General features: G+C 71.6%; 24 protein-coding genes. 17 read left to right on the top strand and 7 right to left on the bottom strand.

Features of this window, described 5'->3' with window-relative positions:
* Positions 1–18: 18 nt before the first annotated feature.
* Positions 19–798 (top strand): DNA polymerase beta superfamily protein, encoded by a 780-nt coding sequence (locus ACFW9Z_RS31785; protein ID WP_384646208.1) that lies wholly within the window; start codon positions 19–21, stop codon positions 796–798.
* 111 nt (positions 799–909) lie between these two features.
* Here the strand turns inward: ACFW9Z_RS31785 and ACFW9Z_RS31780 are convergent, their stop codons facing one another.
* Positions 910–1,599 (bottom strand): DNA polymerase beta superfamily protein, encoded by a 690-nt coding sequence (locus ACFW9Z_RS31780; RefSeq protein ID WP_384646206.1) that lies wholly within the window; start codon positions 1,597–1,599, stop codon positions 910–912.
* A gap of 116 nt (positions 1,600–1,715) precedes the next feature.
* Positions 1,716–2,165, bottom strand: coding sequence for a Rieske (2Fe-2S) protein (locus tag ACFW9Z_RS31775; RefSeq protein WP_384646204.1), 450 nt, complete (start codon positions 2,163–2,165; stop codon positions 1,716–1,718).
* 244 nt (positions 2,166–2,409) lie between these two features.
* On the opposite strand from ACFW9Z_RS31775, the gene aroH reads away from it, so the two are divergent.
* The 5 genes from aroH (at position 2,410) to der (ending at position 6,881) form a co-directional block, all read left to right on the top strand.
* The gene (gene aroH, locus ACFW9Z_RS31770; RefSeq protein ID WP_384646201.1) at positions 2,410–2,772 is read left to right on the top strand and encodes a chorismate mutase; all 363 of its coding nucleotides are present in this window, start codon (positions 2,410–2,412) and stop codon (positions 2,770–2,772) included.
* Positions 2,769–3,854 (top strand): prephenate dehydrogenase, encoded by a 1,086-nt coding sequence (locus ACFW9Z_RS31765; protein ID WP_384646199.1) that lies wholly within the window; start codon positions 2,769–2,771, stop codon positions 3,852–3,854. Before aroH ends, ACFW9Z_RS31765 begins: the two co-directional genes overlap by 4 nt.
* A gap of 130 nt (positions 3,855–3,984) precedes the next feature.
* On the top strand, positions 3,985–4,680 hold the full coding sequence (cmk, locus tag ACFW9Z_RS31760) for a (d)CMP kinase (protein ID WP_384646196.1): 696 nt from the start codon (positions 3,985–3,987) through the stop codon (positions 4,678–4,680).
* Positions 4,677–5,333, top strand: coding sequence for a lysophospholipid acyltransferase family protein (locus tag ACFW9Z_RS31755; protein WP_384646194.1), 657 nt, complete (start codon positions 4,677–4,679; stop codon positions 5,331–5,333). Before cmk ends, ACFW9Z_RS31755 begins: the two co-directional genes overlap by 4 nt.
* Before the next feature lie 78 nt (positions 5,334–5,411).
* On the top strand, positions 5,412–6,881 hold the full coding sequence (der, locus tag ACFW9Z_RS31750) for a ribosome biogenesis GTPase Der (protein ID WP_384646192.1): 1,470 nt from the start codon (positions 5,412–5,414) through the stop codon (positions 6,879–6,881).
* A gap of 67 nt (positions 6,882–6,948) precedes the next feature.
* Here der and ACFW9Z_RS31745 read toward each other — a convergent pair whose 3' ends face one another.
* Both ACFW9Z_RS31745 and ACFW9Z_RS31740 read right to left on the bottom strand, forming a co-directional pair.
* Positions 6,949–7,278, bottom strand: coding sequence for a hypothetical protein (locus tag ACFW9Z_RS31745; protein ID WP_384646190.1), 330 nt, complete (start codon positions 7,276–7,278; stop codon positions 6,949–6,951).
* A 137-nt stretch (positions 7,279–7,415) separates the two neighbouring features.
* On the bottom strand, positions 7,416–8,198 hold the full coding sequence (locus ACFW9Z_RS31740; RefSeq protein ID WP_384646188.1) for a hypothetical protein: 783 nt from the start codon (positions 8,196–8,198) through the stop codon (positions 7,416–7,418).
* Between the two features lie 519 nt (positions 8,199–8,717).
* Between ACFW9Z_RS31740 and ACFW9Z_RS31735 the strand changes: the two genes are divergently transcribed.
* The 3 genes from ACFW9Z_RS31735 to ACFW9Z_RS31725 all read left to right on the top strand — a co-directional run bounded on the left by ACFW9Z_RS31735 (position 8,718) and on the right by ACFW9Z_RS31725 (position 11,698).
* Entirely contained in the window at positions 8,718–10,001 is a 1,284-nt protein-coding gene (locus tag ACFW9Z_RS31735; RefSeq protein ID WP_384646186.1) for a glycosyltransferase family 4 protein, read from the top strand.
* A 149-nt stretch (positions 10,002–10,150) separates the two neighbouring features.
* Positions 10,151–11,116, top strand: a complete 966-nt coding sequence (locus tag ACFW9Z_RS31730; protein ID WP_384646184.1) for a helix-turn-helix transcriptional regulator — start codon at positions 10,151–10,153, stop codon at positions 11,114–11,116.
* Positions 11,117–11,482: 366 nt separating this feature from the next.
* Positions 11,483–11,698, top strand: a complete 216-nt coding sequence (locus ACFW9Z_RS31725) for an I78 family peptidase inhibitor (protein WP_384646182.1) — start codon at positions 11,483–11,485, stop codon at positions 11,696–11,698.
* A 39-nt stretch (positions 11,699–11,737) separates the two neighbouring features.
* Here ACFW9Z_RS31725 and ACFW9Z_RS31720 read toward each other — a convergent pair whose 3' ends face one another.
* Positions 11,738–12,742, bottom strand: coding sequence for a phosphatase PAP2 family protein (locus ACFW9Z_RS31720; RefSeq protein WP_384646180.1), 1,005 nt, complete (start codon positions 12,740–12,742; stop codon positions 11,738–11,740).
* A gap of 462 nt (positions 12,743–13,204) precedes the next feature.
* Between ACFW9Z_RS31720 and ACFW9Z_RS31715 the strand changes: the two genes are divergently transcribed.
* Both ACFW9Z_RS31715 and ACFW9Z_RS31710 read left to right on the top strand, forming a co-directional pair.
* Positions 13,205–15,049 carry an MFS transporter gene (locus tag ACFW9Z_RS31715; protein WP_384646178.1) on the top strand — a complete coding sequence of 615 codons (1,845 nt, stop codon included), beginning with the start codon at positions 13,205–13,207 and terminating at the stop codon, positions 15,047–15,049.
* Between the two features lie 104 nt (positions 15,050–15,153).
* Positions 15,154–16,374, top strand: a complete 1,221-nt coding sequence (locus ACFW9Z_RS31710; protein WP_384646176.1) for an acyl-CoA dehydrogenase family protein — start codon at positions 15,154–15,156, stop codon at positions 16,372–16,374.
* Positions 16,375–16,441: 67 nt separating this feature from the next.
* On the opposite strand, the gene ACFW9Z_RS31705 is transcribed toward ACFW9Z_RS31710, so the two are convergent.
* On the bottom strand, positions 16,442–16,888 hold the full coding sequence (locus ACFW9Z_RS31705) for a cell division protein SepF (RefSeq protein WP_384646174.1): 447 nt from the start codon (positions 16,886–16,888) through the stop codon (positions 16,442–16,444).
* Between the two features lie 311 nt (positions 16,889–17,199).
* On the opposite strand from ACFW9Z_RS31705, the gene ACFW9Z_RS31700 reads away from it, so the two are divergent.
* Positions 17,200–18,414, top strand: coding sequence for a DUF5685 family protein (locus ACFW9Z_RS31700; protein ID WP_384646172.1), 1,215 nt, complete (start codon positions 17,200–17,202; stop codon positions 18,412–18,414).
* Between the two features lie 113 nt (positions 18,415–18,527).
* Here the strand turns inward: ACFW9Z_RS31700 and ACFW9Z_RS31695 are convergent, their stop codons facing one another.
* Positions 18,528–19,478, bottom strand: a complete 951-nt coding sequence (locus ACFW9Z_RS31695; protein WP_384646170.1) for an ABC transporter substrate-binding protein — start codon at positions 19,476–19,478, stop codon at positions 18,528–18,530.
* A 481-nt stretch (positions 19,479–19,959) separates the two neighbouring features.
* On the opposite strand from ACFW9Z_RS31695, the gene ACFW9Z_RS31690 reads away from it, so the two are divergent.
* The 5 genes from ACFW9Z_RS31690 (at position 19,960) to ACFW9Z_RS31670 (ending at position 25,515) form a co-directional block, all read left to right on the top strand.
* Positions 19,960–20,832 (top strand): amino acid ABC transporter permease, encoded by an 873-nt coding sequence (locus ACFW9Z_RS31690; RefSeq protein ID WP_384646167.1) that lies wholly within the window; start codon positions 19,960–19,962, stop codon positions 20,830–20,832.
* Positions 20,829–22,670, top strand: a complete 1,842-nt coding sequence (locus ACFW9Z_RS31685) for an FAD/NAD(P)-binding protein (RefSeq protein ID WP_384646164.1) — start codon at positions 20,829–20,831, stop codon at positions 22,668–22,670. Before ACFW9Z_RS31690 ends, ACFW9Z_RS31685 begins: the two co-directional genes overlap by 4 nt.
* Before the next feature lie 55 nt (positions 22,671–22,725).
* Positions 22,726–23,667: an amino acid ABC transporter permease gene (locus ACFW9Z_RS31680; protein ID WP_384646162.1), complete on the top strand. Its 942-nt coding sequence runs from the start codon at positions 22,726–22,728 to the stop codon at positions 23,665–23,667.
* A 17-nt stretch (positions 23,668–23,684) separates the two neighbouring features.
* The gene (locus tag ACFW9Z_RS31675; protein ID WP_384646280.1) at positions 23,685–24,437 is read left to right on the top strand and encodes an amino acid ABC transporter ATP-binding protein; all 753 of its coding nucleotides are present in this window, start codon (positions 23,685–23,687) and stop codon (positions 24,435–24,437) included.
* A gap of 103 nt (positions 24,438–24,540) precedes the next feature.
* Positions 24,541–25,515, top strand: a complete 975-nt coding sequence (locus ACFW9Z_RS31670; RefSeq protein WP_384646160.1) for an ABC transporter substrate-binding protein — start codon at positions 24,541–24,543, stop codon at positions 25,513–25,515.
* Positions 25,516–25,596: the final 81 nt, after the last annotated feature.

Below are 25,596 nucleotides of genomic sequence, written 5' to 3'. Positions count from 1 at the left end.
AACTGGGATGCTTGAGCGATGAGCACCCCTCCCCTCACCCTGGCCCGGGCCGGCCTGCCCGTCGCCGACCTGCGCCCCGACCTCGCCGGAGCGCCGGACCCGCTGGCCTTCGCCACGGTCTCCGGCGCCCACCTCTACGGCTTCCCCTCCCGGGACTCGGACGTGGACCTGCGGGGGGTCCACGTCCTGCCCGCCGAGGAGCTGGTGGGGCTGCGCGAGCCGGAGGAGACCCGGACCCGGATGTGGGAGCGGGACGGGGTCGAGCTGGACCTCGTCACCCACGACCTGCGCAAGTTCGTCCGGCTGATGCTCCGGCCCAACGGCTACGTCCTGGAGCAGCTGCTCTCCCCGCTGGTGGTGCACACAAGCGCCCTCCACACCGAACTGACGGCCCTCGCCCCCGGCGTACTGACCCGCAACCACGCCCACCACTACCGGGGCTTCGCGGGGACGCAGTGGCGGCTGTACGGGAAGACGGGCGAGCTGAAACCGCTGCTCTACACCTTCCGGGCGCTGCTCACCGGCATCCACCTCATGCGGAGCGGGGAGCTCCGGGCCCACCTGCCCACGCTGCTCGACGAGGTCGGGGCCCCTGCCTATCTGCCCGGCCTGATCGCGGCCAAGGCGGAGGCGGAGCACGCGGCGGCGACGGAGGCGGACAGGGAGGCGGTGGTCCGGGACATCGAGGAGCTGCACCGCGTCCTGGACGAGGCGCGGGACCGCTCCCGGCTGCCGGAGGCCCCGACGGCCTTCGAGGACCTGCACGACCTCGTCGTACGAGCGAGACTCGCGCCCTGAGGCCCTGAGGCCCTGAGGCCCTGAGGCCCTGAGGCCCTGAGCCTCTGACACCCCCGTGCCCTGAGGCCCCTGACGCCCCGGCTGCCGGGCCGACGCCCCGTTGCTCCTGGACTACCGGGCCGACGCCCTCCTCACCCGTACGAGAAAGTCCTCCACCGCCGCCCGGTCCGGCCCCGGCGGCAGGGGTGAGGCGTCCGCCGCCTCGTCGTTCTCCTCGGCCAGCCGGTTCATCCGGCGCTCCACCTCCGGCCAGGACGCCTCGCCGCGCTTCACCGCCAGCAGTTCCTCGCGCGCCCCGCCCACGTCGATCCGCAGTTCACCGGTCCGCAGCAGGTCCCGGCAGCTCGCCAGCAGCCGCAGCAGATGCATCGCGTGCTTCCAGCGGGGCTCGCCGTACTGCCGTACGTCCGCCTCCAGCTTCTTGCGCTGGCCCAGCGCGTAGCGGACGAAGGTGGAGTGGGCCAGCCGGGAGAGGAACGCGCCCCGCAGCGCGATCAGCTCCCGGCCGGTGTCGTCCACGTACTCCACCAGCGGGGAGTGCAGGCACTCCAGCACGTTCGGATTGGCCCGCAGCGCCAGCTCGCAGAAGCGCTCCAGCTCCCACGAGAACTGCTCGGGGGCGGGACCCTCGATATGGGCCGGGGGCTTGTCGAGGCGCCAGAACAGCGGGGTCGGGGCGACGAACACGCCCCGCCGGTCGGTGTCGCTGTCCTCCGTCGCCAGCCCGAACGCGCGCGAACCCATCACACAGGAGTAGACCGTGTGGTCGCGTACGAGAGCCTCGTGAGCAGGAGTGATCATGGCCGCGAGGGTACGTGGGCGGAGGGCCCGGCCACATCCGGAGAAGCCGTCCCCTTGGCTGCGAAGCCGTCCCCTCAGCCGGGAGAGCCGTCCCCTCAGCTGGAATGCCGTCGCTCTCAGCCCAGCCGGATCGTTCCGTCCGAGACGGTGATCCGCTCGGCCGGCAGCGGGCGGGTCGCCGGTCCGGCCTCGACCGCCGCGTCCGTGATGGAGAACTTGGAGCCGTGGCAGGGACAGTTGATGGTGCCGTCCTCGACCGTGGAGACGAGGCACTTCGCATGGGTGCAGACGGCGGAGAACGCCTTGAACTCGCCCTCCTCCGGCTGGGTCACGACCACCTTCCGCTCCTTGAAGACCGTGCCGCCGCCGACCGGGATGTCAGCGGTCGCGGCGAGCTCCTCCCCGCCGGGCGAGGCGCCGGGGGAGGCCGTGCCCGATGCCGTCGGCGTACCGGCCGTGTCCCCGCCGCCACCCCCGTCCCCGTCCCCGTCCGATCCGCAGCCGGTCACCAGGGCGGCGGCGCCTGCCGCGCCCGCGGTCAGGACCGTCCTCCGTCGTGCGTTCATGGGCTCTCCAGTTGTCGATGGCCGTCGGTGTCGGCCATGGTGGCGGCGGGAGGCGCGCAGGTGAAGCAACCGGGCGGGCCGGGGCCGATTTTCCGTACGGCCGGGCGGGAAATCGCCCCGGAAGGCCGACCGCCGGCCGGTCCGCGACGCCCCGTCTCACGGAGAGAGCGCGGTGACCGGGGGAGGAGCCGCCCCTCTAGGGTGATCAGGAGCAGCGCGGAAGTGAACGAGCGAGGAGTACGACGTGGCGGTACGAGCGGTCCGAGGAGCCGTCCAGCTGGAGCGGGACGAGGCCGGGCACATGGACGAGCGGGTCGGTGAGCTGCTCACGGCCGTACTGGAGCGCAACGAGCTGGTCGCCGACGATCTGATCAGCATCTGGTTCACCGCCACCCCGGACCTCCACAGCGACTTCCCGGCCGCCGCCGCGCGCGGCCTCGGCATCGTCGACGTACCCCTGATCTGCGCCCAGGAGCTGGACGTCGAGGGCGCCATGCCCCGGGTCGTCCGCCTCCTCGCCCATGTCGAGACCTACCTCCCGCGCGCGGAGATCAGCCACGTCTACCTCGGCGCCACCGCCGCCCTGCGCAAGGACATCGCCCAGTGAGAACCGCCCTCGTCATCGGAACCGGGCTCGTCGGCACCTCCGCCGCCCTCGCGCTCGCGAGCCGGGGCATCCATGTCCACCTCGTGGACCACGACCCCGAGTCCGCCCGCACGGCGGCCGCGCTCGGGGCCGGTACGGACGAGCCGCCCGAGGGCCGGGTCGACCTCGCCGTCATCGCCGTACCGCCCGCCCACACCGCCACCGTCCTGGCCCGCGCCATGCGCGACGGGGTGGCACGTGGCTACCTGGACGTGGCGAGCGTCAAGGGCGGCCCCCGCCGTGAGCTGGAGGCGCTCGGCCTCGACCTCACCCCGTACATCGGTACGCACCCGATGGCGGGCAAGGAGCGCTCCGGACCGCTCGCCGCCACCGGCGACCTCTTCGAGGGCCGCCCCTGGGTCCTCACGCCGACCCGGGACACCGACACCGAGGTGCTCAACCTCGCGCTGGAGCTGGTCGCGCTCTGCCGGGCCGTCCCCGTGGTCATGGACGCCGACGCACACGACCGGGCCGTCGCCCTCGTCTCGCACACCCCGCAGCTGATCTCCTCCATGGTCGCCGCGCGCCTTGAGGAGGCCGACGAGACCGCCGTACGCCTGTGCGGCCAGGGCATCCGCGACGTCACCCGGATCGCCGCCTCCGACCCCCGGATGTGGGTGGAGATCCTCTCCGCCAACCCCGGGCCGGTCGCCGACGTGCTCGCCGGGGTCGCCGCCGACCTGGCGGAGACCGTCACCGCGCTGCGCGGCCTGCACTCCGCCGACGAGGAGAAGCGGCGCGCGGGCACCGACGCCATCGAGGACGTCCTGCGCCGGGGCAACGCGGGCCGGATCCGGGTCCCGGGCAAGCACGGCGCGGCCCCCGCCGTGTACGAGACCGTGGCCGTCCTGATCGGCGACCGGCCGGGCGAGCTCGCCTCGATCTTCGCCGAGGCCGGCCGGGCCGGGGTCAACATCGAGGACGTCCGCATCGAGCACGCCACCGGGCAGCAGGCGGGCCTGGTCCAGATCATGGTGGAGCCGAGCGCGGCCCCCGTGCTGAGCGCCGCCCTCACCGAGCGCGGCTGGTCGATCCGCGGCTGAGGCCGGTGGGGGAGGCGCCGGGATGCCCGGCCGCCTCCCCCGTACGGGGTACAAGGGCGCGCCCGGCACTCGGTAACCTGGTACGAGGCCGTCCGCAGGCCCGTCCGTCCCCACCCCGTGTACCAGGAAGGTGTCCACCACCGTGGAAACCGCAAGCTCCGCCGTGATCGTCGCCATCGACGGGCCCTCCGGCACCGGCAAGTCGAGCACCTCCAAGGCCGTCGCCGCCAAGCTCGGCCTGAGCTACCTGGACACGGGCGCGCAGTACCGGGCCATCACCTGGTGGATGCTGACCAACGGCATCGACGTCACCAGCCCCGCCGAGATCGCCACCGCCGCCGCCAAGCCCGTGATCATCTCCGGCACCGACCCGACCGGCCCGACGATCACCGTCGACGGCGAGGACGCCTCGGGGCCGATCCGTACCCAGGAGGTCACCTCCAAGGTCAGCGCCGTCAGCGCGGTCCCCGAGGTGCGCACGATCATCACCGAGCTCCAGCGCTCCATCGCCGCGGGCGCCCGGGGCGGCATCGTCGTCGAGGGCCGGGACATCGGCACCACCGTGCTGCCCGACGCCGACATCAAGATCTTCCTCACCGCCTCCCCGGAGGCCCGCGCCGCCCGCCGCAGCGGTGAGGTCAAGGGCTCCGACCTCGCCGCCACCCGCGAGGCCCTGATCCAGCGGGACGCCGCCGACTCCGGCCGCAAGACCTCCCCCCTCGCCAAGGCGGACGACGCCGTCGAGGTGGACACCACCGAGCTGACCCTCCAGCAGGTCATCGAGTGCGTCGTCACCCTCGTCGAGGAGAAGCGGACCGCCGCGTGAGCGAGGCCACGGGGGCGCCCACCCTGCGCGGAGCGGCGGTCGGGCGGCGGATCGGCATCGGTCTGATGTACGGGCTGTGGAAGCCGCGCGTGCTCGGCGCCTGGCGCGTGCCCGCCGCCGGACCCGTCATACTCGCGGTGAACCACTCCCACAACATCGACGGACCGATGCTGATGGGGACCGCACCCCGGCCGGTGCACTTCCTGATCAAGAAGGAGGCGTTCGTCGGCCCCCTCGACCCGTTCCTGCACGGGATCGGCCAGATCGAGGTGGACCGTACGACCGTCGACCGCACCGCCATCAGTCACGCGCTGGGCGTCCTGGCCGACGGCGGGGCGCTCGGGATCTTCCCGGAGGGCACCCGGGGCGAGGGCGACTTCGCCTCGCTGCGGGCCGGACTCGCGTACTTCGCGGTACGCGGCGGGGCGCCGATCGTTCCGGTCGCCGTCCTGGGAAGCACCGAGCGCCGAGGACGGTTGATACGGGGGCTGCCCCCGCTGCGCAGCCGGGTCGACGTCGTCTTCGGTGACGCGTTCGACGCGAGCGCCGGTGACGGGCGGCGTACGCGCAAGGCGCTGGACGAGGCGACGCTGCGCATCCAGGCGAAGCTCACCGCCCACCTGGAAAGTGCCAAGCGCCTCACCGGGCGATAGGCGAGACTTGACCTGACTTGAGTAGTGGACCGCGGTGATCGTGGTCCATCGATGATGATGCAAAGAGGAACGGACTTCATGAACGACCAGATTCACTCCGACGGCTCGGACCACGAGCACGGAGAACTTGGCGATGCCGAGTACGCGGAGTTCATGGAGCTCGCCGCGCAGGAGGGCTTCGACCCCGAAGAGGTCGAGGGCGCCCTCGGCGAGGCCGGTCACGGCCCGCTCCCCGTGCTCGCCGTCGTCGGCCGCCCCAATGTCGGCAAGTCGACCCTGGTGAACCGGATCATCGGCCGCCGCGAGGCCGTCGTGCAGGACAAGCCCGGCGTCACCCGCGACCGCGTCAGTTACGAGGCCGAGTGGGCGGGCCGCCGCTTCAAGGTCGTCGACACCGGCGGCTGGGAGCAGGACGTGCTGGGGCTGGACGCCTCCGTCGCCGCCCAGGCGGAGTACGCCATCGAGACGGCCGACGCCGTCGTCTTCGTGGTCGACTCCACCGTCGGCGCCACCGACACCGACGAGGCCGTCGTCAAGCTGCTGCGCCGGGCGGGCAAGCCCGTCGTGCTCTGCGCCAACAAGGTCGACGGCCAGAGCGGCGAGGCGGACGCCACCGCCCTGTGGTCGCTCGGCCTCGGCGAGCCCTACCCGGTCTCCTCGCTGCACGGCCGCGGCACCGGAGACATGCTGGACGCGGTCCTGGCGGCGCTGCCGGACGCCCCGGCGCAGAAGTTCGGCACCGCGCTCGGCGGCCCCCGCCGCATCGCGCTGATCGGCCGCCCGAACGTCGGCAAGTCCTCCCTGCTGAACAAGGTCGCGGGCGAGGACCGGGTCGTCGTCAACGAGCAGGCGGGCACCACCCGTGACCCGGTCGACGAGCTGATCAAGCTCGGCGGCATCACCTGGAAGTTCATCGACACGGCCGGTATCCGCCGCCGCGTCCACCTCCAGGAGGGCGCGGACTACTACGCCTCGCTCCGTACGGCCGCCGCCGTGGAGAAGGCCGAGGTCGCCGTCGTCCTGATCGACTCCAGCGAGTCCATCAGCGTCCAGGACCAGCGGATCATCACCATGGCCGTGGAGGCCGGGCGCGCCCTGGTCGTCGCCTTCAACAAGTGGGACACCCTCGACGAGGAGCGCCGCTACTACCTGGAGCGCGAGATCGAGACGGAGCTCGCGCAGATCTCCTGGGCCCCCCGCGTCAATGTCTCGGCCCTCACCGGCCGCCACATGGAGAAGCTGGTCCCGGCGATCGAGACGGCGATCGAGGGCTGGGAGACCCGCGTCCCCACCGGCCGGCTCAACGCCTTCCTCGGCGAGATCGTCGCCTCCCACCCGCACCCGATCCGCGGCGGCAAGCAGCCGCGCATCCTGTTCGGCACCCAGGCGGGCACCAAGCCGCCCCGGTTCGTGCTGTTCGCCTCGGGCTTCCTGGAGCACGGCTACCGCCGCTTCGTCGAGCGCCGCCTCCGCGAGGAGTTCGGCTTCGAGGGCACCCCGATCCACATCTCGGTCCGGGTCCGCGAGAAGCGCGGCCGCAACAAGTAGCGCACACGGGAGAGCCCCGGCACGGTCCGTACGAAGGGACCGTGCCGGGGCTCTCCCGTACCCGCTCTCAGGACTCCCGGGACCCCGGCGGAAGCGCCGCGGGCCGGGGCCGTCCGGCGTGCCTGCCCACCCGCTGCCAGGAGCCGAGGGTGCCGGTGTGGTGGCTCTGGCTGCTGCCGGGCGCGGTGTGCTGCTGCCCCTGCCCGGTGGGGGAGGGGTGGCCGCTCAGCGGGGCACGGGAGGCGAAGAGCCCGGCGCCGAAGGCCGGGAAGCGGAGATTCTCCTCACCGCTCCGGTCGCCCGGCAACGCCCGGAACGAGCGCCGGTACTCCGAGTACAGCGCGTCGTAGATCGGGGTGGCGGACATGCCCGCCGATGGATCCTGCGAGGGACGCATGGCAGGAATCTGGCTCTGGTGCTGGCGGGAGGGGTCGTATGAGTGCACGTAGGTGCCAACGACCTCGCCGCCCGTCGGATGCGGTCCCGGCGGAGAAAACGCTGTTCGGCGGGGGTGCCCGAGCTGGGCGGACATGATCAGGTCCCGGCCAGCGGCATCGACGCGGCGACCAGGACCCCGTTGACCGCGGCCTTCTCCAGGGCGTCCCGGAGCAGGTCCTCGCGCGGCTGCTGGCCGATGGTTCCGGCCGGTGCCGCGAAGACGAGGACGGTCTGCGACTTGTTGACCGCCGCCCGCCAGCCGTCGGTCACCTGGAGCGGCTGGTGGGCCTGCCACCAGGCGACCGGGTTGCCGCCGCCCGGGCCCGGCTGGAGCACGGCGTGCAGCTGGCCCACGGCGAGCAGCACCGACCAGCCGGGCAGCACCGCGGGCAGCTCGTTCAGGCCGGGGGTCGGGTGGAAGCCCTGCTCCAGCAGCAGCTGGAGGAACTCGTCGCCCCCGCTGCCGTCGGTGCCGGGCCGGGCGACCGGTCCGGTCGGTTCGACAACCAGGGCCGGGCGGACATCGTCCTCGATGAGAACGAGACCGCTGGTGATGCCGAGGACGGCCTGTTCGGGCATGCGCCCCTCCGTATTCTTCTGCTCGCTGCCGGTGATGCTGCGCACCGCGCCCTGGAGCTGGTCCTCCGCGACCTTGACGACCTGCGAGGGGATGCACGTCGCGTGGGCGAACGCGAGCACGGCGGTCTCGTCCCCGATGAACAGCACCGTGCTGGTGCGTTCCTGGTCGGAGTCGCCGGGGGTGCGGCAGGAGGTGCAGTCGTAACTACCGGGGGTGTCGTCGCCGACGAGCAGCCGGTCGGCTTCGTCGTCGCCGATCTCGGCGCGTACGTCCTGGCTGACGTCGAGCATGCGCGGCACGGGTGGCTCCTCGAACTCGGTGCGTGGGCCGGGCGGTTCCCGGCTCATGCAGAGACAACGCGGGATCCGTGGCCGGGGTCACGCACCGGCGGGGACGGAAGTGGGGGCCAAGTCGACACATCGCTAGGTCGAGAAGTCGACCCGGGCCTTGGGGAATGCGGCCCACGTCTAATGGGAGGAGATGTACCGGGACGCAGGCAACCTCCCCGCTCTGTTTCACGTCAAGCACGAGAGAAAGCGTCGGTGAGCAGATCGCGGGTAGGCGCCCGGTGAGGGAGTCGGTCGCCTCCGAATGGTGCGTACGCCGCCGAGGGGGGACGGCTATTTGGATTCCGCCCCTCCAGGAAACCGCTGGTCAGCGGCGTTCCGGCGGCGGATCGGGGGCGGATCGGGGGTGCCGGACAGAGCTCCGCATTCCACCGTGGAATCCGGCAGGATTTTGCGCCGTATTCCTGGCGGAAAACCGCCGGGAAGTACAGTCACGACAGACCGGTTCGACCAGGGGGAAACGGCGGCGCCATGCATATTTCATTTCTTCTGCACAATGCGTACGGCATTGGGGGAACGATTCGCACGACCTTCACACTCGCCCGCACCCTCGCCGAACAGCACGACGTCGAGATCGTCTCCGTCTTCCGCCACCGCGACGCACCCGTGCTCGGCGCGCCCGAGGGCGTGACGATGCGCCACCTCGTCGACCTGCGGAAGAAGAGCACGACGTACGACGGTGACGCCGCCGAACACGCCCGGCCCGCCGCGGTGTTCCCGCGCGGCGACAGCAGGCACCGGCAGTACAGCAGGCTCACCGACGCCCGGATCGCCGCCCATCTCCAGGGGCTCGACGCCGATGTCGTCGTCGGCACCCGCCCCGGACTGAACGTGCACATCAGCCGACAGGCTCCGCGCGGGCCGGTGCGCATCGGGCAGGAGCACCTCACGCTCGACAGCCACAACTACCGCCTGCGCCGCGAGATCGCCCACCGCTACACGCTGCTCGACGCGGTCACCACCGTCACCCGCGCCGACGCCGAGCACTACCGCAGCCGGCTGAAGCTGCCGGGCGTGCGGATCGAGGCCATCCCCAACGCGGTGCCCGAGCCGGCCTGTCCGCCTGCCGGAGGCGACCTGAAGTGGGTCGTCGCGGCGGGCCGGATGCACCGGGTCAAACGGTACGACCTGCTCGTACGGGCCTTCGCCCAGGTCACGGCCGCGCGCCCGGACTGGCGGCTGCGGATCTACGGCGGCGGGGACGCCACCGGCGACGAACAGGACTCGCTGCGCGCGCTCATCGGCGAACTGGACCTGCGCGACCATGTGTTCCTGATGGGCTCGGTCGACCCGATGGAGGCCGAGTGGCCCAAAGGGTCGATCGCCGCCGTCACTTCGGACCGCGAGTCCTTCGGCATGACCATCGTCGAGGCGATGCGCGGCGGACTGCCGGTCGTGGCCACCGACTGCCCGCTGGGACCGGCCGAGATCATCGAGGACGGTGCCGACGGCCGCCTCGTACCGGTGGGCGACACCGACGCGGTCGCCGCCGCCCTGCTCCAGCTGATCGAGGACGACGAGCTGCGCCACCGGATGGGCCGGGCCGCGTTGAGCGCCTCGGCACGCTTCGACCCGGCGCGGATCGCGGAGCGCCACGAGAGCCTCTTCACCGAACTCGTCGCCCGGGGAGCGCGGGGGCACGGCCACAGCCGCCTGCGCACCGCGCTGCACCGGGGCCGGGGCACCGTGCTGGACGGCGCGTACGCCCTCCGCTACAAGGCCGCCGACGTGCTCCGCAAGGGGAGGACCGCCTGACCGCCAACGCCGTTGCGCCATCGTCGTACGCGCCACCGCCGTACGTGCCGTCGGCCACCGCCCGGAGGCCGCGCGGTCTCCGCGTACGCCCGGAACCCTGAGCGGCTTGCGGACAGGGGCTGTCCGCAAGCCCTGGCAGACTCCTCCCCATGTTGGAGACCTCGGCACGACTGCTGCGTCTGCTCTCGCTGCTCCAGGCCCACCGGGACTGGTCCGGCGCCGATCTTGCCGAACGGCTCGGCGTCACCCCGCGCACCGTGCGCCGGGACGTCGACAAGCTGCGTGAGCTCGGCTACCCGGTGAACGCCAGCCCCGGCACCGGTGGCGGCTACCAGCTCGGGGCCGGGGCCGAGCTGCCCCCGCTCCTCCTGGACGACGAGGAGGCCGTCGCGGTCGCCGTGGGGCTGCGCACGGCGGCGGGCCACGGCATCGAGGGCATCGGCGAGACCTCCGTACGCGCTCTGGCCAAGCTCGAACAGGTGCTGCCGAACCGGCTGCGCCGCCGGGTGAGCGCGCTCGGCGCCTTCACCGTGCCGATGCTGCGCGGCGCGGAGACCGCCACCGTCGACCCGGCCCTCCTCACCGAGCTGGCCGGGGCCTGCCGGGACAGCGAGCGGCTCCGCTTCTCCTACCGCACCCACGGCGGCTCGGACTCCCGCCGGACCGTGGAGCCGCACCGGCTCGTCTGCACCGAGCACCGCTGGTACCTGGTCGCCTGGGACCTGGACCGGGCGGACTGGCGGACCTTCCGGGTGGACCGGATCACCCCGACACCCCCGCACGGCCCCCGTTTCGCCCCTCGCACCCCGCCCGCCGAGGACCTGGCCGCCTACGTCTCCGAGGGCGTCTCGGTCTCCGCGTACGCGGCGCGGGCGGTGCTCCTGCTGAAGGCCCCGGCCGAGGAGGCCGCCCGGCACATCTCGCCCTCCGCCGGGGTGCTGGAGCCGGTCGACGAGCGGAGCTGCCGGCTCACGGCGGGGGCGCCGAACCTGGACGTCCTGGTGATCCACGTGCTGCTCATGGGGATCGACTTCGAGGTGGTCGAGCCGCCCGAGCTCATCGACGTGATGACCCGGGCCCGGGACCGGCTGACCCGGGCGCTGGCCGGATCGTGAGATCCCGCCCGGCGGCGGGCGGCCGCGGTCCGGTGAGAGAAACGTGAGGAAAGGTAAGACGGATATAAGGGAGCATGAAATTCAGGTGTCCCGGCCATTCGGGTGACGGGCCGCCGGACGGCAAAAGCGGCAGGTCACCCCGGGTGTTTCCGGAGTTCGGCCACCTGTTCCGCCGGGCGGCGCGACGAGGGCGGCTGACCATTTCCCGCCAGGGCTTCCGGGCGGCCCGTTCGGGTGAATAAGCCGGGATATATGTGTGTGGGGATTCTGTGACACAAGCGTGACCGCGACGGCATACGGGGGTGCGCGGGGCGGTCTTACGGCCCGGCCTTCCGTCACGGTCCGCGGCCGCCTACGGTGAGGGGTATGGCCTCTCTACCGACCCCTCCCGCACAGCCGGACGACGCCCCCGACGCGTATGTCGGCCTCGGTGCCGACGCCGCCGAACAGCTGGCCAGAAGCCGTGGCTGGGACACCGTCCGGGCGGTTCCGCCGGGCACGTTCCTGACCATGGAGTTCCGCTCCGGACGCATCAACTTCCAGGTCGAGGACGCCCGGGTGACCCGCTGCTGGGTGGGCTGACACCCGCCCGCGTGCCCTCCCCGTACGGCAGCAACCGTCCTAGCCGCCCGACAGCGGGCGTGCCGCCGGGCCCGTGGTGGAGCAGGAGCCGTGGTCCGGGTGCGTCGGCGGCCTACGGGTGCCCGTCGCCGTCGCCGGCGGCCGCTCCGGGCAGACGGTGGGCACATGGTGCGCCCGCGCCCGGGCCGCCCCGGTGGCCAGATGTCCGGCGGGAGCGCCCGGTGCGGGGGCCGCGCCCTCGGCCGCGATCGACTGGGGGAGCAGCACCGGCTGGGGTGCGCCCTCGGCGGCCGGGACCGGCCGTCCGGTCCCGCGCCGCGCGCGCCACTGCTCGCGCAGGTCGAAGATCCAGCTCTCCGTCCGGGCGATCAGCGGCTCGAACCAGGGCAGCGCCAGCAGGATGAGCAGCCCCGCCGCCCAGCCCAGCAGCACATCGCTGAGCCAGTGCGTGCCGATGTAGACGGTGGTCAGGCCGACGCCCAGCGAGACCGTGGCGGAGACCGCCGACAGATAGCGCCTGGCCCGGGGCGTGGTGGCCAGATAGGCGAGGATTCCCCAGGTCACGACGGCATTGGCGGTGTGACCGGAGGGAAATATATCGCCGCCGGCGAACATCTCGGCTGAGCCGATCTGGGTCGCGTAGTGCGGGCCGAGCCGCCCGAGGCCCAGCTTGACCGCGCCCACCGTCACATTGAGCAGCAGCAGCGAGGTGCCGAGGACCAGCAACGGCCGGAGCGTGTGCTGACGCCAGGAGCGCCAGCCCAGCCAGCAGGCGACCATCACGGCGGTGGGGCCGCGCTGGCCGAGCACCACGTAGTAGTCGAGGAAGGCGTGCAGTTCGGGCCACTGCTGGTAGGGCCGGAACAGCATGACCTTCCAGTCCAGGGCCACCAGCCAGGACGTCACGAGCACGGCGAAGACGATGGCGAGATAGAACGCCAACGTCCCGCCGAAGAGGGCGGCGCGGTGACGGCTCATCCGCGGTGCCTCTATCTTCGGCGGTTCCGGCTCCCGGTCCAGGCGGGCAAAGATGTCGGTACGCACCCAATCGACGTTACAGCGAGTGAGCGTGCGTGCAGGCCAATCCGGCCTCTTTGTGATGACGATGTGATGTGGACTTTGTCTCAGGACGATGACTTTTTCCGGGCCCGGAGAAGAATCTCCGTGATCTTGCGGCCAATTTACCCGGGGTTCCGTTCGGAAGTGTGTTTGATCGTCCGGGCAATTTCGTACACGGGAATCCGGAGGAATTGATCCGGCCATTCGGGGGAGACGCGCACCGCCGGGTCCCGCCCGCGCGGCCCCGGAGCAGGGGGTCGCCCGCGGGTCCGCAGTGGCGTACGCCACACTGTGTGGCGGACCGGTGTATGAGGTGGGCCACGCGTCACCGCACCGAACTCGCGTACGCTGACGGCTCACTCGCCCGTCGATGCCGGGCCCCGGGAGACCGCAGACCACGTCCCCGCCGGTCCACCGAGCGCGAGGGACTCATCGGGAGGTACGTAGATGTCCGGGACGACCACGGCCGGAGCCCGGCTGCGCCGAGCCGCCGATGGCGCCAACCGCTGGGTCGTCCTCGTCGTCCTCTGCCTCAGCCTGCTGGTGGTCGCGCTGGACGCGACCGTGCTCCATGTCGCGGTCCCCTCGCTCACCGAGGACCTGCGCCCGAGCGCCACCGGACTGCTGTGGATCGTCGACGCCTACCCCCTCGTCTGCGCCTCGCTGCTCATCCTCTTCGGCACGCTGGGTGACCGGATCGGCAGACGGCGGGTCCTGCTCCTCGGCTACGCGCTCTTCGGCGCCGCCTCCCTGCTCGCCACGACCGCCGACACCCCCGCCGTCCTCATAGCGGCCCGCGCCCTGCTCGGCGTCGGCGGCGCGATGATCATGCCGGCGACCCTGTCGATCCTGCGCCAGGTCTTCCCCGACCGGCGGGAGCGGGCCCTGGCCATCGGGGTGTGGACGGCGGTGGCCGCGGTCGGCGCCGCCACCGGGCCGGTCGTCGGCGGCTTCCTGGTCCAGCACTTCTGGTGGGGCTCGGTCTTCCTGATCAACATCCCGCTGATGGCGGTCATCCTGCCGCTCGGCCGCTGGCTGCTGCCCGAGTCGCGCGGCTCCCAGGACGGCCCGTGGGACGTGCTGGGCGCGCTGATGGCCGCGGCCGGAGTGCTCGGGGTCGTCCTCGGCGTCAAGCGGCTCGGCGGCGGCGCGGGTCTTCTGGACCCGGTGGCGCTGGTCCCGCTGGCCTTCGGACTCGCGCTCCTGATCCTCTTCGTACGCCGTCAGAAGCGCCGTACGCACCCGCTGATCGACATCGCCATGTTCGCCCGCCCGGCCTTCTCCACCGCCGTCGGCTGCATCGTGCTCGCCATGCTGGCCCTGGTCGGCCTTCAGCTGATCGCCGTCCAGTACCTCCAGCTGGTGCTGGGCCTCAGCCCGCTGGAGACCGGACTGCGGCTGCTGCCGCTCACGTTCGCCGCGATGGCCGCCGGAGCCACCGGCTCGTACACCCTGCGCCGCATCGGCCCCCGGAAGATGGTGGGCTGGGGCTTCGTCCTGACGGCCTCCGCCGTGCTGCTGCTCACCTCGATGGGCCACCACGACCGGCCCGTCCTGCTGACCGCGGGCTTCGTCCTCCTCGGCTTCGGGCTCCAGTCGACGCTCTTCGGGGCGTACGAGTCGATGCTCAGCGACGCCCCGGCGGAGCGGGCGGGCGGTGCCGCGGCGATCGGGGAGACCTCCTACCAGCTCGGCGCGGGCCTGGGCATCGCCCTGCTCGGCAGCGTCATGAACGCGGCCTACGCCCCCGGCCTCGCCTCCCTGCGGGACCAGGGCGTGCCCGCCCGCGCGGGCGCGGAGGCCACCAACTCGCTGGGCGAGGCCCACCGGGTGGCCGCGGAGCTCGGCGGCCCGATGGGGGAGCTGCTGCGCTCCACGGCCCGGCACGCCTTCGTCGGCGGGCTGCATGTCACGCTCTTCGTCAGCGCCGGTCTGCTGCTGATCGGGGCGCTCGCCGCGCTGCGGCTGCCGAGGGCCATGGAGGTCATGGAGGCCATGGACTGTCCGCCGATGGAGAGCTGCCCCCAGGAGGAGCGCACGCCAACCGGCCCCGACAACCCCGACGGCCCCGCCCCCGACGCCCTCGGCTCCGCCCCGGCTCCCGACGCTGCTCCAGCTCCGGCTCCCGGCTCCGCCCCGGCTCCCGACGCTGCTCCAGCTCCCGGCTCCGACCCCGGCCAGTCCCCCGAGGCCATCCCGGCTCCCGCCCCCGGGCCCCCGGCCGCGCGGCTGACGCTCCCCGCGCGGCGTGAGCCGGCCGAGGCCACCGGCTCTGGACGAGCGGCACGCTGAGCCGTAACGTCTCAACGACCGCCCTGACTACCACTGCTAGTTTCCGATGGGCCGCGGACCTCCCCGGCCCTTCGAGCACCGTGCGAGCCGCCGGAGGCACCCTCATGTCCAGCACCGAGTCCGCGAAGCCGTCGAAGCTCCCGCCGTTCGACGCCGCCGACCCCCTCGGCATCGACGACCTGCTCGGCCCCGACGACCTCGCGATCCGCGACACCGTCCGCACCTGGGCCGCCGACCGGGTCCTGCCGCACATCGCCGAGTGGTACGAGAAGGGGGAGCTGCCCGGCATCCGGGAGCTGGCCCGGGAGCTCGGCGCGCTGGGCGCGCTCGGCATGTCCCTCGACGGGTACGGCTGCGCCGGGGCGAGCGCCGTCCAGTACGGGCTGGCCTGCCTGGAGCTGGAGGCCGCCGACTCCGGGATCCGCTCGCTCGTCTCCGTACAGGGTTCGCTCGCCATGTACGCGATCCACCGCTTCGGCTCCGAGGAGCAGAAGCAGCGGTGGCTTCCCGGGATGGCGTCCGGCGAGATCATCGGCTGCTTCGGGCTGACCGAGCCCGACCACGGCTCCGACCCGGCCGGGATGCGGACGTACGCCAAGCGCGACGGCGAGGACTGGGTGCTCACCGGCCGCAAGATGTGGATCACCAACGGCTCGGTCGCCGGGGTGGCGATCGTCTGGGCGCAGACCGACGAGGGCGACGAGGGCCGGGGCATCCGGGGCTTCGTCGTCCCGACCGGCACCCCGGGCTTCTCGGCCCCGGAGATCCACCACAAGTGGTCGCTGCGCGCCTCGGTCACCAGCGAACTGGTCATGGACGGCGTCCGGCTCCCCGCCGACGCGGTGCTCCCGGACGCGAAGGGGCTGCGCGGCCCGCTCAGCTGTCTGAGCCACGCGCGGTACGGGATCGTCTGGGGCGCGATGGGAGCGGCGCGGGCCAGCTTCGAGTCGGCCCTCGACTACGCGAGGATCCGGGAGCAGTTCGGCCGGCCGATCGGCGGCTTCCAGCTCACCCAGGCGAAGCTCGCGGACATGGCCCTCGAACTGCACAAGGGCATCCTGCTCGCCCACCATCTGGGCCGCCGCATGGACGCGGGACGGCTCCGCCCCGAGCAGGTCAGCTTCGGCAAGCTCAACAACGTACGGGAGGCGATCGAGATCTGCCGCACCTCGCGCACGATCCTCGGGGCCAACGGGATCTCGCTGGAGTACCCGGTGATGCGGCACGCCACGAATCTGGAGTCGGTGCTCACCTACGAGGGAACCGTGGAGATGCACCAGCTGGTGCTGGGCAAGGCGCTCACCGGTCTCGACGCCTTCCGGTGACCACGGCACGTCCCACGGGGCGTGCCGACCGGAGGCGCTGACCGGACCTTTCCGGCGAGCGCCCTGCTCAGCTCTGGTTGAAGAAGCCGTCGGCCCTGCGGCCGGCGGCCGCTTCACCGGCGACCACCTGGGTGTCGGCCGGGGAGAGCAGGAAGACCCGGGTGGCCACCCGGTCGATCGAACCGCGCAGACCGAAGATCAGCCCGGCGGCGAAGTCCACCACGCGCTTGGCGTCGGCGGGGTCCATGGCCGTGAGGTTGACGATCACCGGGACGCCGTCCCGGAACAGCTCACCGATGGCCCGTGCGTCCCGGAAGCTGTCCGGGGTCACCGTGGCGATCCGGCGGTCCCGCTCCTCGGCCGCCTCGGCGGCCACCTGCACCCGTGGGTCGGTGACCCAGGCCTGGTTGCCCGTACCCGTCTCCGTACCCTCGGCGTACTCGTCGTCGTAGTACCGCTCGTCGTTGTCCTCTACGAGGCCCAGCCAGGCACTCGCCTTGCGCACCGATCCCATGGACGCCTCCTCTCAACCGCGGTTCCTTGGTGTTCCGCATCTCTTTCGTATCCCTATGGTCGTCCATGATGCGGATACCGCGCCAAGTGGATAGTCGCCGCGCAGGCGATTCGTGACGGTACTGGTGCAGAAGATGTGGCGGTTCGTCAAGGTTCCTCCTGCATAAGGCCGGTCCCGATGGGAAAATATGATGCTCCGGTCCGTATGGGTGACATGGGGGACGTACGGGTGAACGGATCACTCGGTACGATGCACGGCGCTCGGGTGTGCGAACGGCGCGCACCGGCTGGAACGGCTCGCGGGGGATCGTCGTGTTCGGAATCGTGAGGCCCTGTACCCACCGGCTCTCCGAAGGTCTGCGGACCGAGTGGATGGCCCATCTCTGCGGTCTCTGCCTGGCTCTGAGGGCGGATCACGGGCAGTTCGCCCGGATTGTCACGAACTATGACGGTCTGATCGTCTCCGTCCTGACGGAGGCTCAGCTGGGCCGCACCCCGGCGGGTCGGCGGACGGCGGGGCCGTGCCCGCTGCGTGCGATGCGGACCGCCCCGGTCGCCATGGGTGAGGGGGCCAGGCTCGCCGCCGCCGTCTCGCTCGTCCTGGCCTCGGCCAAGGTGCGCGACCACGTCGCCGACCGGGACGGGCTGTTGGCCCGCAGGCCGGTCGCGGCGGCCGCGCGGCGGGTGGCGGCGGGCTGGGACCGGGCGGGTGCCCGTACGGGGGCGGCGCTCGGCTTCGACACCGCCCTCCTGGTCGACGCGGTCGACCGGCAGACCGGCATCGAGACGCTCGCCGGGCCCGGCACCCCGCTGCTGACGGTCACCGAACCCACCGAGACCGCCACCGCCGCGGCCTTCGCCCACACCGCCGTACTCGCCGGGAAGCCGCAGAACGCCGCCCCGCTCGCGGAGGCCGGACGGCTCTTCGGGCGGCTCGCGCATCTGCTGGACGCCGTGGAGGACCGGGAAGCTGACGCCGCGTCGGGCGCCTGGAACCCGCTCACGGTGACCGGCACCCCGCTGAGTGAGGCGCGCCGGCTCTGCGACGACGCGCTGCACGGCATACGGCTCGCGCTGCGGGAGGCGGAATTCGCCGACGGCAGGCTGGTCCACGTACTGCTCGCCCATGAACTGCGGCGCTCGGTGGACCGGGCCTTCGGTACCTCGTCCTGCTCGCACCAGGAGGGGCAGGGGCTGGAGGTTCCCCAGGGCTCCTTCGGGCCACCGCCGGGGAATCCGTACGGTCCGACGCCCGGGAATCCGTACGGTCCGACCCCCGGCGGTCCCGCCGCCCCGCCCCCGCCCCCACCGCCCCGTGACCGGCGCGGGCTGATCGCCGGGTGTCTGGTGTGGGTCGGGCTCGCCTGCACCTGCCAGCTGTGCTGCGGGAGCTTCGAGGACCCCTGGACCCGGGAGCGGCGGGAGGGGTGTGCGAGCTGCGGGGACTGCTGCGAGGCGTGCAACTGCTGCGGCCAGTGCGGCGAGGGCTGCTGCTGTTGCGGAGAGTCCTGCGGCTGCGACTGCTGAGACGGGCACGGCTGAGACCGGCATGGCTGAGACCGGCACTGCCGGGACCGGCACTGCCCAGGCCCGCCCGCGCGGGGATCCGGCGGGCGGGACCGCGGGGGAGCGGCGCCGGACTACTTCGGCGCCGGGCCCTTCAGCTCCGGCGGTGAGATCTGGGACTTCTCGATCGCGGACTCGGTGGTGCCCCACTTCTTCAGGATCCGGTCGTAGGTGCCGTCCTCCTTGAGCCGGTTGACCGCGGCCTGGAAGGCGGGTGCCAGCGGGGTGCCCTTCTTGAAGGCGAAGCCGACGTCGAGGCGCTTGAACTCGTTGACGAAGCGGAGGCCCTCCTGCTGGCTCACGGCGTAGCGCAGTCCGTTGATGGTGGACATGATCACGTCGCTGCGCTTCTGCTGGAGGGAGAGCCAGACCGCCGCCACGTCGGAGTACGTCTTCACCTCGTAGGGCTTCTTGCCCTCCTCGGCGCACCGGCCCTTGTTCTGCTCCAGCGTCACCTCGAAGGTGGTGCCCGCGGTGGTGCCCACGGTCAGGCCGCACAGCGCGGTGAGGTCCTTGACCTCCTTCAGCTCGCTGTCCTCGCGGACGGCGAAGCCCTGGCCGTCGTTGATGTACGTCACGAAGTCGATGGTCTTCAGGCGCTCCTCGGTGACGCCGAAGTTCCCCGTCCCCAGGTCGTACTTCCCGCTGCTGAGCGCCGGCAGGATTCCCTCGAAGGAGGCCACCTCGCGCTTCAGCTCGATACCCAGCACCTTGGCCGCCGCGTCCGCGAAGTCGATGTCCGCGCCGGACAGCGTGGTGCCGTCCTTCTCGTAGAAGGCGCCGGGCGGGGAGCCGGTGGCGGCGGCGATCCGCAGCGTGCCCGCCTTCCGGACCTCCTCGGGCAGCAGCTCCGCCGCGGGCTCGTGCTTCTTCACCGAGGACACCACGTCCGTGGTCGGGGTCTTCCCCTTGGCCTCGCCCTTGGCGGTGCCCGCCCCCGGTTCCGCCGGGTCCGCGCAGGCGGTGAGGGTCAGCGCGGCGACGGCGATGAAGGCGAGAAGGGCGCTGTGGCGCGATCTGGACATGGCTCTGTTTTCTCCGGGTTCGTCAAGGTATGCCGACCGGCCCCGTGCCCTGAGGGCGCGGAGCGGCGGCGGAAGGTTCAGTGGTGCGCAGAAAGGTGCGGCGGAGCGAGGGGAGGGTGGTGCGGTGTGGTGGCGGTGAAGTCACGCGAGGAACGGTGCTCGAACGCCGAGGAAGGGGCGTGAGCAGGGAAAACCGGACAGCAGAGGGTCAGCTCAACAGGAAGAGGACCACACGCGACCGAAGTCGATGTGGGAGCGGGTGACCAGCCACTGCTGCGAATGCATGGGGCCAGTGGAACAGGCATCCGGGGGCGCGTCAACTGACATGAGACATACGGCTCAGAGTGTGGACACGCTTGACAATGCGCCGTGTTCACCGCTTATCTCGGAGGCGGACCGGCGCTGAGGGGCCCGGTCCACGTGTGGTTCATGGTGTGAAGGTACGCCCCGTGTTCGATCTCAGCATCCACGGAGCCCTTGCATGCCCCCGCAGACCGATCTGCTGCCTCCTTCCTCCTCCGCGCCGCCACCCGTCAAGAACGCCGGCGACGACACGGTGCCCCGCATCGTCCCCGTCCGCCGAACGGGCCGCTGGACAGCGGCAGTTGCCGTACTCGTGCTGCTCGGACTCGCGCTGAACTCGGTCATCCGCAACGAGGCCTTCCAGTGGGACGTCGTCGCCTCCTACTTCGCCACCGCCTCCGTCCTGCGCGGGCTCTGGCTCACCCTCTGGCTCACCGCGGTCGTCATGGTGCTCGGCTTCGCGCTCGGGGCCCTCCTCGCCGTCCTGCGACTCTCGGGCAACCCCGTTCTCCAGGCGGTCAGTTGGGGGTACGTCTGGCTGTTCCGGTCCACCCCGATCCTGGTCCAGCTGCTGTTCTGGTTCAACATCGGCGCGCTCTACCCGCAGATCCTCGGCGTCTCCACGGTCACCCTTCTCGGCCCGGTCACCATCGCCGTCATCGGTCTCACCCTGCACGAGGCCGCGTACGCCGCCGAAGTCGTCCGGGGTGGCATCCTTTCCGTCGAACGCGGCCAGGTGGAGGCCGCCCAGTCGCTGGGGCTCGGCCCCTGGCGGCGCTTCCGGCGCATCGTGCTGCCGCAGGCGATGCGCTCCATCGTCCCGCCGGCCGGGAACATGCTGATCGGCACCCTCAAGGGCACCTCGATCGTCAGCATCATCGCCGTGCAGGACCTGCTCTACTCCGTCCAGCTCGTCTACCACCGTACGTACGAGGTCATCCCGATGCTCCTCGTCGCCACCCTCTGGTACGCGGCGGTCACCTCCCTGCTGAGCTTCGGCCAGCGCTATGTGGAGCGCTACTACGCGCGCGGTACGGCAGGTGCGCGATGAGCGCCGCGCCCACGCTCGTGGTGATCGGCGGCGGACCGCGCGGCACCGGGGTCATCGAGCGCATCGCCGCCAACGCCCGTGAGCTGTACGGGGATCTGCCCCTGGACATCCATCTGGTCGACCCCTACCCGGCCGGTGGCGGCCGGATCTGGCGGCCGGACCAGTCGCCGCTGCTGTGGATGAACTCCATGGCCGAGGACGTCACCATGTTCACCGACGAGACGGTGGAGCTGGCCGGGCCGGTCGTGGCGGGGCCGGATCTGCACACCTGGGCCGAGGAGGTCCGCGCCGGGCGCGTCACCCCCGACGCCGAGCCCGCCGTACGGGCGGAGATACACGGCCTCACCGGCCAGGACTTCCCCAGCCGACGGCTCCAGAGCGCCTATCTGCGCTGGACCTACGAACGTGCCCTGGCCGCCCTGCCGCCCTCCGTCACCGTCCACGAGCACCGCACCACCGCCCTCGCCGTCACCGGACCGCGCGGCGGCCCCCAGCGTGTCCGGCTCAAGGACCGCACCGAACCCCTCGTCGCCGACCTCGTCGTCCTCACCGTCGGCCACCTGGACGCCGAACAGGAGCCGGAACTTGCGGAGTTGAAGGAGTTCGCCGATCGGCACGGGCTGATCCACCTGCCGCCCGACTTCACCGCCGACACCGACCTCACCGCGCTGCCCGCCGGGGAACCGGTGATCGTCCGGGGCTTCGGCCTCGCCTTCATCGATCTGATGGTCCTGCTCACCGAGGGGCGCGGCGGACGCCACGAGAACGGCACCTACCTGCCGTCGGGACAGGAGCCCGTGCTGTACGTGGGATCTCGGCGCGGGGTCCCGTACCACTCGAAGATCGGCTACCCCTGGACCGGTGAACGCCCGCCCCTGCCACGCTACTTGACCCCTGAATGGGCGGACGGACTGCTGAGCCGCCCCGGCCCGCCCGACTTCCGGCGCGATGTCTGGCCGCTGGTCGCCAAGGAGCTCGGCCACGCCCACTACCACCGGCTGTTCACCGCCCACCCCGAGCGCACCACCCTGGACCCCGAGGTCTTCGACGCGAAGTACGCCGCCGCCGACCCCGGCAGCCCCGAACTGGCCGACCTCGTCGCCGGAGCCGTACCCGACCCCGCCGACCGGCTCGACCTGGACGCGCTCGACCGGCCGCTGGACGGGGTCACGTACGACAGTGCCGAAGCGCTCCAGGAAGGGCTGCGCGACTACATCACCGCCGACCTGACCCGCCGTCACGATCCGCACCACAGCCCGGATCTCGCCGTATTCCTCGGACTGCTCTCCGCCTACGCGCAGATCGTCCGGCTCGGCGACATCGGCGCCTGGTGGCACGGCTTCTTCAGCTACCTCGCCTCCGGGCCGCCCGGCCCCCGGCTGGAACAGCTCCTCGCCCTCTCCCGGGCCGGGGTCGTCCGCTTCCTCGGCGCCGAGGTCACCGTCGAGACCGACGAGGAGCGCGGCCTCTTCCGGGCGAGCGGCGCCACCGTCCCCGGCGAGCACGTCGAGGCCCGCGCCCTGGTCGAGGCGCGCCTCCCGGACCCCTCGCTCCGGCACACCGCCAGTCCGCTGCTGCGCACCCTGTACGAGGGCGGCGCCGCCGTCACCGACACGGGACTGCTCTCCGTGGACCCGGCCGACAGCCGCGTCCTGGACCGCGAGGGCACCCCGCACCCGCGCCGCTTCGCGCTCGGCCCGTTCACCACCGCCCGCAACAGCGGCGCCTTCACCCGCCCCCGTACCGGCGGACCCGCCTTCCGGCAGAACGACGACGCCGCCCGCGCGGCCCTCACCTTCCTGCGCGACCTCTCCTGTAGGGACCGGCTCGCCTCCTGAGCCCGCCGCGCCCACCTTCGTACCACCGCCACCACCGCTCCCAAGGAACCCCGCCATGTCGCTGACCAGCGATCCACCCATCGATCCAGCCGCCGGTACGCCGGGCGGCCCACCAGCCGGCCCACCAGCCGGCCCACCCGCCGGAAAAGCCGCCGACCCCGGCACCGACTACGGAGAGCTGACCGTCGTCCCGGCCCGCCACCCCTGGCGCTGGGTCGCCGTCGCGATCACGGCGATCCTGGTCGCCCAGTTCATCAACGGGCTGGTCACCAACCCCGGCTGGGAGTGGGACGTCTTCGCGCAGTTCTTCACCGCGCCGGTCATCCTCAAGGCCGTCTGGCTCACCCTCCAACTGACCTTCTACGGAACGGTCCTCGGCTTCGCGCTCGGCATCGTGCTGGCCTTCATGCGGCTGTCGGCCAGCCCGTTCCTGCGGACGGTCGCCTACGGCTACATCTGGGCGTTCCGTTCGATCCCGCTCATCGTGCAGCTGCTGTTCTGGTTCAATCTCGCCTACCTGTACAAGGAGTTGCAGTTCGGCATCCCGTTCGGGCCGGGCTTCTTCACCTTCGACACGATGAACCTGGTCGGCGCGGTGAGTGCCGCCGTCCTCGGCCTCGCCCTGCACCAGGCGGCGTACGCGGCGGAGATCGTACGCGGTGGCGTACTGGCCGTCGGCAGCGGCCAGTTGGAGGCGGCGGCCGCCCTCGGCATACCCAAGTTCCGTCAACTGCGCCGGATCGTGCTCCCGCAGGCGATGCGCTCGATCCTGCCCAACGCGGCCAACGAGATCATCTCGCTGTTCAAGGGCACCTCGATCGTCTCCGTCATGGCGATCGGTGAACTCTTCTACCAGGTACAGGTCGTCTACGGGCGCAGCGGCCGGGTCGTCCCCCTGCTGATGGTCGCCACCGCCTGGTACATCCTCCTGACCACCGCGCTCTCGATCATCCAGTACTACGTCGAGCGCCACTACTCCAAGGGAACCGTGCGATGAGCGCAACCGGCGAAGCCATGGTCGAGATCCGCTCCGTGCACAAGAACTTCGGCTCACTGGAGGTGCTGCGCGGCGTCGACCTGTCGGTGCGGCCCGGCGAGGTGACCGTCATCCTCGGCCCCTCCGGCTCCGGCAAGTCCACCCTGCTGCGCACCATCAACCACCTGGAGAAGGTCGACCAGGGGTGGATCAGCGTGGACGGCACCCTGGTCGGCTACCGCAGGGACGGCAACAAGCTGTACGAGCTCCGCGAGCGCGAGGTGCTGCGCCAGCGCACCAAGATCGGCTTCGTCTTCCAGAACTTCAACCTCTTCCCGCACCTCACCGTGGTGGAGAACATCATCGAGGCGCCGGTCTCCGCGCTGCGCCGCCCCCGTAAGGAGGCCGTCGAGACGGCGGAGAGGCTGCTCGCCCGGGTCGGCCTCGCCGACAAGTCCTCGGCCTACCCCGCCCAGCTCTCCGGCGGCCAGCAGCAGCGCGTCGCCATCGCCCGCGCCCTGGCCCTGGAGCCCAGACTGCTCCTCTTCGACGAGCCGACGTCCGCCCTGGACCCGGAGCTCGTCGGCGAGGTCCTCGACGTCATCAAGGACCTGGCCCACGGCGGCACCACGATGATCGTCGTCACCCATGAGATCGGCTTCGCCCGAGAGGTCGCCGACACCGTCGTCTTCATGGACGAGGGCCGGATCGTCGAGCAGGGCCCGCCTGCCGACGTACTGGACCGCCCGAGCCAGGAACGCACCCGGGCGTTCCTCTCCAAGGTTCTCTGAACCTTCCTTCCTGTCCCACCGCATGTCCCGCTCATCCACCTCATCCATCTCCACCTCATCTGCCTCATTCACCTCATTCGCATCATTCGCAAGGAGTACGTACGTGTCCGTCCGCCGCAGCATCACCCTCGCCATCGCCACACTCACCGCCACCGGACTGCTCACCGCCTGCGGCAACTCCGACGCCTCCACCGATGTGGCGGCGCCCAAGGGCAAGAAGGACACCGGGATCAACATCGGCCCCGACCAGGACCGCATCAGAGGCAAGAAGGTGGACGCCATCGCCGCCCTCGTCCCCGAGGACATCCGCAAGCGCGGCACGCTGAAGGTCGGGGCCAGCGCCGACGGCTCGCCGCCGCTGGGCTTCTACGCCACCGACGACAAGACCCGGATCGGCTCCGAGATCGACATCGCCACGCTCATCGTCGACACCCTCGGCCTGAAGGGAGAATTCGAGGAGGTCTCCTGGGAGAACCTCTTCGTCGGCCTGGACAGCTCCAAGTTCGACGCCGTCCTCTCCAACGTCACGGTGACCGAGGAGCGCAAGGAGAAGTACGACTTCGCCACCTACCGGCTCGACAACATCGCCTTCGAGGCGAAGAAGGGCTCCGGCTGGAAGGTGAACGGCCCCGCCGACGTCGCCGGGAAGTCGATCTCGGTCTCCTCCGGCACCAACCAGGAGAAGATCCTCGTCGAGTGGAGCGAGGAGAACGTCAAGGCCGGGCGCAAGCCCGTGGACATCAAGTACTTCCAGAAGGACACCGACTACTACCTGGCCCTCGCGTCGGGCCGTATCGACGCCCACCTCGGCCCGAGCCCGTCCGTCGCCTACCACGTCGCGTCGGTGGGCCAGAGCGAGGTCGTCGGACAGCTCTCCGGGGCCGGCGGTGACCTCCAGGGCAAGATCGCGGCCACCACCAAGAAGGACAGCGGCCTGGTCAAGGCGTACGCCGCCGCGATCGACCACATCATCGAGGACGGCTCGTACGGCAAGGTCCTCAAGCGCTGGGGCCTGACCGGCGAGGCCGTGGAGAAGTCCGAGATCAACCCGCCCGGCCTGCCCAAGACCAAGAGCTGACCCGGCAGGGCCGGCGGGGGGGCGGGCCAGGCCCGCGCGGCCCGCCCCGCGGGGGGGGAGAGACGGTGCGTACGAGGGGCT

It is taken from the genome of Streptomyces sp. NPDC059452, assembly GCF_042750035.1.
Classification (GTDB): Bacteria; Actinomycetota; Actinomycetes; order Streptomycetales; family Streptomycetaceae; genus Streptomyces.
The sequence above is the reverse complement of the archived record's forward strand: the minus strand, read 5'-3'. Positions and strand labels throughout refer to the sequence as shown.

What these genes read in the sequence shown, in the direction of transcription:
- ACFW9Z_RS31785 (WP_384646208.1), top strand. Translation starts at nt 19, where the DNA reads ATGAGCACCCCTCCCCTCACCCTGGCCCGGGCCGGCCTGCCCGTCGCC.
- ACFW9Z_RS31780 (WP_384646206.1), bottom strand. Translation starts at nt 1,599, where the DNA reads ATGATCACTCCTGCTCACGAGGCTCTCGTACGCGACCACACGGTCTAC.
- ACFW9Z_RS31775 (WP_384646204.1), bottom strand. Translation starts at nt 2,165, where the DNA reads ATGAACGCACGACGGAGGACGGTCCTGACCGCGGGCGCGGCAGGCGCC.
- der (WP_384646192.1), top strand. Translation starts at nt 5,412, where the DNA reads ATGAACGACCAGATTCACTCCGACGGCTCGGACCACGAGCACGGAGAA.
- ACFW9Z_RS31745 (WP_384646190.1), bottom strand. Translation starts at nt 7,278, where the DNA reads ATGCGTCCCTCGCAGGATCCATCGGCGGGCATGTCCGCCACCCCGATC.
- ACFW9Z_RS31735 (WP_384646186.1), top strand. Translation starts at nt 8,718, where the DNA reads ATGCATATTTCATTTCTTCTGCACAATGCGTACGGCATTGGGGGAACG.
- ACFW9Z_RS31730 (WP_384646184.1), top strand. Translation starts at nt 10,151, where the DNA reads ATGTTGGAGACCTCGGCACGACTGCTGCGTCTGCTCTCGCTGCTCCAG.
- ACFW9Z_RS31725 (WP_384646182.1), top strand. Translation starts at nt 11,483, where the DNA reads ATGGCCTCTCTACCGACCCCTCCCGCACAGCCGGACGACGCCCCCGAC.
- ACFW9Z_RS31715 (WP_384646178.1), top strand. Translation starts at nt 13,205, where the DNA reads ATGTCCGGGACGACCACGGCCGGAGCCCGGCTGCGCCGAGCCGCCGAT.
- ACFW9Z_RS31710 (WP_384646176.1), top strand. Translation starts at nt 15,154, where the DNA reads ATGTCCAGCACCGAGTCCGCGAAGCCGTCGAAGCTCCCGCCGTTCGAC.
- ACFW9Z_RS31705 (WP_384646174.1), bottom strand. Translation starts at nt 16,888, where the DNA reads ATGGGATCGGTGCGCAAGGCGAGTGCCTGGCTGGGCCTCGTAGAGGAC.
- ACFW9Z_RS31695 (WP_384646170.1), bottom strand. Translation starts at nt 19,478, where the DNA reads ATGTCCAGATCGCGCCACAGCGCCCTTCTCGCCTTCATCGCCGTCGCC.
- ACFW9Z_RS31690 (WP_384646167.1), top strand. Translation starts at nt 19,960, where the DNA reads ATGCCCCCGCAGACCGATCTGCTGCCTCCTTCCTCCTCCGCGCCGCCA.
- ACFW9Z_RS31685 (WP_384646164.1), top strand. Translation starts at nt 20,829, where the DNA reads ATGAGCGCCGCGCCCACGCTCGTGGTGATCGGCGGCGGACCGCGCGGC.
- ACFW9Z_RS31680 (WP_384646162.1), top strand. Translation starts at nt 22,726, where the DNA reads ATGTCGCTGACCAGCGATCCACCCATCGATCCAGCCGCCGGTACGCCG.
- ACFW9Z_RS31675 (WP_384646280.1), top strand. Translation starts at nt 23,685, where the DNA reads ATGGTCGAGATCCGCTCCGTGCACAAGAACTTCGGCTCACTGGAGGTG.